This window comes from Treponema sp. R80B11-R83G3, assembly GCF_054786115.1.
Genome location: NZ_BDHF01000143.1, coordinates 1 through 3448, shown reverse-complemented (window position 1 = coordinate 3448; position 3448 = coordinate 1). Strand labels below are relative to the sequence as shown.

The window sequence follows — 3448 nt, the reverse complement described above, 5'->3', positions numbered from 1 at the left end:
TCTCTGAGAATCTTTACTTTTTCTTCGGCAGTATAACTTTTTCTTTTGCCCATGTTTCCCTCCTGGGCTTTTGTATACCACCTTATATGCTTTGGTCTAAAACGGCAAGTTCAGCGTGGGCAGGACAATCAGCTTTTAAACAACAACCCCTAATCCCCCTTAGTGAGCTTTGTATCTTTGTGTTCTTTGTGTGAAGTTTTATCGAAAAAATCCATGGGTTCTTCTTTTATAATGTGAATGTCGCGTTGGGGAAAGGGGATGTGCAGGCCGGCTTCTTCAATTTTTGATTTGATGGTTTTATTCATTTTCCAGTAGATTGTCCAGTAATCTTGATTTGCGGCCCATGCGCGGATTGTGATTTTTACTGAATTGTCTTCAAGGGATTGCAGGAAAACTTCGGGGGCTGGGTCTTTTAAGAAACGGCTTTCCGCGTTGATAATGTCTTTCATTACCTGAAAAGCGGCATCAACTGAATCTGAGTAGGCTATGCCTACTGAGAGTTCCATTCTGCGTTTTCCGTTTCGGGAATAATTTTTTAAGGGACTGCCCCAGATGCTGGAGTTGGGGGCGGAGATGAAAATGCCGTCGGGGGTTTCCAAAATCGTGGTGAACAAATTTATCTCTTTTACGGTTCCGCTAAATGAACCGAATTCAACGTACTCACCCTTGCGGAATGTTCCCAAAAAAATTAGGACTATTCCAGAGGCGATATTCCCAAGAGTGTCTTTCAGCGCAAGGGCGACTGTCACGCCCGCCGCGCCAAGGACTGCAATAAGACTTGCCGTGCTTACCCCGAAAATATTGAGGATTATAATAATGCAGATAATGATGATTCCGTAGTGGATAACCGCTTGCAGTAGGGGAACCGCAGTCTCATCGCTTTGCGGCAGTCTTGAATTGGCTTTTTGTACCAGATTGCGCGCCCCTTTGGAAAGACTCAAGCCAAGAATGAGAATAACCGCCGTCGCAGCAAGATTTTTTGCAAGCGTCAGTATTACGGCGTAATGATTTTTCCAAATGTCTATAATTTGCTGTCCCATAAACCGTCCTAAATGAATGTTTACCATAAAAAACTGTATTTTTCAACTATTTTTAACAAATTTTTTATTACTTAGAACGACAAATAATTGATTATTAAATTTAAATAAATAATTAAAAAAGCTTGACAAGAACGCCGCAATATTATATATTTTAATAGTTGAACAAGTGTTCAATTATTAAAGCGTTTTTTAATGAGATAGGGGCGTAAAAATGAAGAAAAATAATCAGTTTACATGCGATTGCGATGTTATCCATGAAGGGGTAGTAAAGCAGGTTCGCCCTTTAATGCCTAAGGACAAGGATTTTTATGATTTGGCGAATTTGTATAAAATGTTTTCTGATAATTCCCGTTTAAAAATTTTATGGGCGCTTTTCTGCAAACAGATGTGCGTATGCGATTTGGCGTTTCTGCTGGATATGACAAAATCGGCAGTTTCCCATCAATTAAAATTACTGCGAATGTCAAACCTTGTTAAATACGAAAAACAGGGAAAGATTGTTCTTTACTCGCTTGCGGACAAACACGTAAAAGATATTTTTGAGAAAGGTTTTGAACATATAAAGGAGTAACATCGGGAATGTTCTGATGTTGATATTTTAGCTTTATAAATAAAAGGGGAATGAAAAAATGGCTTGTGATTGTTGTAATACTGATGACTGCAAACCTGTAACGCAAAAACGACTTAGTATAGAACTTAATGAAAAACAAAATATTATTAGAATGATTGCCGGAGCCGTCATTTTAATTTCTGGAATCATCCTTGGTAAAATTTTACAGGATAGTTATATTTCTTTTATTCTTATTACTGCGGCTTATCTTTTGCTTGGATTTGACATAATACTGAGAGCGTTTGGTAACTTGTTTAAAGGACAGGTGTTTGACGAAAATTTTCTAATGTGCATCGCCGCGATTGGGGCGTTCGCAATCGGTGAATACCCCGAAGCGGCGGGCGTTATGCTGTTTTATCAGATAGGCGAATATTTTCAGGAAAGAGCGGTTGATAAGTCAAAAAAATCAATTACAAGTTTGATGGATATAAGGCCGGATTACGCTAATTTATTTAAGAACGGTGAAATTATTAAAACGTCTCCTGACAGCGTTTGCATAGGAGACGTAATTATCGTTAAGCCCGGCGAAAAAATTCCGTTGGACGGTGTTGTTACGGACGGGTCTTCTATGCTTGATATGTCCGCGTTAACGGGTGAATCTGTTCCAAAAAAAGCGGACGTAAAGAGCGAAGCGTTATCAGGCAGCGTGAATTTAAGCGGGAAATTGACAATCGAAGTTACAAAAACATTCGGCGAGTCTACCGTCTCTAAAATAATTAATCTGGTGGAGAACGCGGCAAATAAAAAGGCAAAAACAGAAAACTTTATTACAAGGTTTGCCCGTTACTACACGCCCATTGTCGTAATACTCGCGTTCTTGCTTGCCGTTCTGCCGCCTCTGATTTTCATGTTAGAATGGAAACTTTGGATACACCGCGCCCTTGTGTTTCTTGTAATTTCCTGCCCGTGCGCCTTGGTTTTGTCTGTCCCAATGGGATTTTTCGCAGGTATTGGAGCCGCCGCAAAAAACGGCATTCTTGTAAAGGGCGGCAATTTTCTGGAAGCGTTTAACAAATTGGATTTTTTTTGAGAAATTATGGTTTTTTAAAGAAAAACAATAGTATATAAAATGTTAAATACCGGTTTTACAGGTATATACAGATATTATTTAATTTGGATTATTGAAAAAGACTTGTAATATTATATCAAATATGTATAATAAAGGCTTATAAACACAAGGAGTAAATTATGTCCGATGTACCTGTACCTTCTTATTATAGCCAATATACCGCAAAAGAGCGTTCATATATTGAATATATAGGAGAAATTAATAAATCCATTAGTTCTGAAATAGAAAGTAATTCCAACAGGCAGATCGCCGCTAGCGCGTTATTTGCCGGAGAAATAAAATCGACGCTTATTGACAATCAAATTGCAACAGAAAATGCCTTGTACAATTATACGCAACAACTCGATGGCTCGCTTATGAATGTTTCAAGGCAATTAGGGGATATGGGTTCCAAAATGAGTATGGGACTTGCCTATTTAAATAGTACCGTACAGGAATCATCAAAGGCGATTTGTAAAAAAATGGATGATATTAATAAGACGCTCGAAAATCCATTATGTACTCAGGCCAGAGAATTATACAATAGGGCATTACAGAGTTATGCTAAAGGGTTTTACGAAGAGGCTTTGAAAGATTTACATGAATCAATTAATAAAAACGAAACCGACCCTTTTTCACATTTTCTTTTAGGTCAAACTTACTTATTTGGAATAGGCGAAGATAGTAATGTGATCGATTTAAACGCATCTATTGAGTCTCTAAGAAACGCCGCAAAATATATAACGCCTG

Annotated in this window: 4 protein-coding genes; 3 read left to right on the top strand and 1 reads right to left on the bottom strand. The window is 38.1% G+C overall.

The genetic code is table 11. The annotated features are described in order from the left end of the window. Nucleotides 1-149: 149 nt before the first annotated feature. A complete protein-coding gene (locus ACYVRH_RS11695) occupies nt 150-1040 on the bottom strand; it encodes a mechanosensitive ion channel family protein (protein WP_461257093.1) in 891 nt (296 codons plus the stop codon). Between the two features lie 211 nt (nt 1041-1251). Between ACYVRH_RS11695 and ACYVRH_RS11690 the strand changes: the two genes are divergently transcribed. The 3 genes from ACYVRH_RS11690 to ACYVRH_RS11680 form a co-directional block, all read left to right on the top strand. Then, nucleotides 1252-1611 (top strand): ArsR/SmtB family transcription factor, encoded by a 360-nt coding sequence (locus ACYVRH_RS11690; protein ID WP_461257092.1) that lies wholly within the window; start codon nt 1252-1254, stop codon nt 1609-1611. Between the two features lie 58 nt (nt 1612-1669). Then, the gene (locus ACYVRH_RS11685; RefSeq protein ID WP_461257091.1) at nt 1670-2680 is read left to right on the top strand and encodes an HAD-IC family P-type ATPase; all 1011 of its coding nucleotides are present in this window, start codon (nt 1670-1672) and stop codon (nt 2678-2680) included. Nucleotides 2681-2838: 158 nt separating this feature from the next. Next, on the top strand, nt 2839-3448 hold a 610-nt coding region (locus tag ACYVRH_RS11680; protein WP_461257090.1), incomplete at its 3' end, for a tetratricopeptide repeat protein.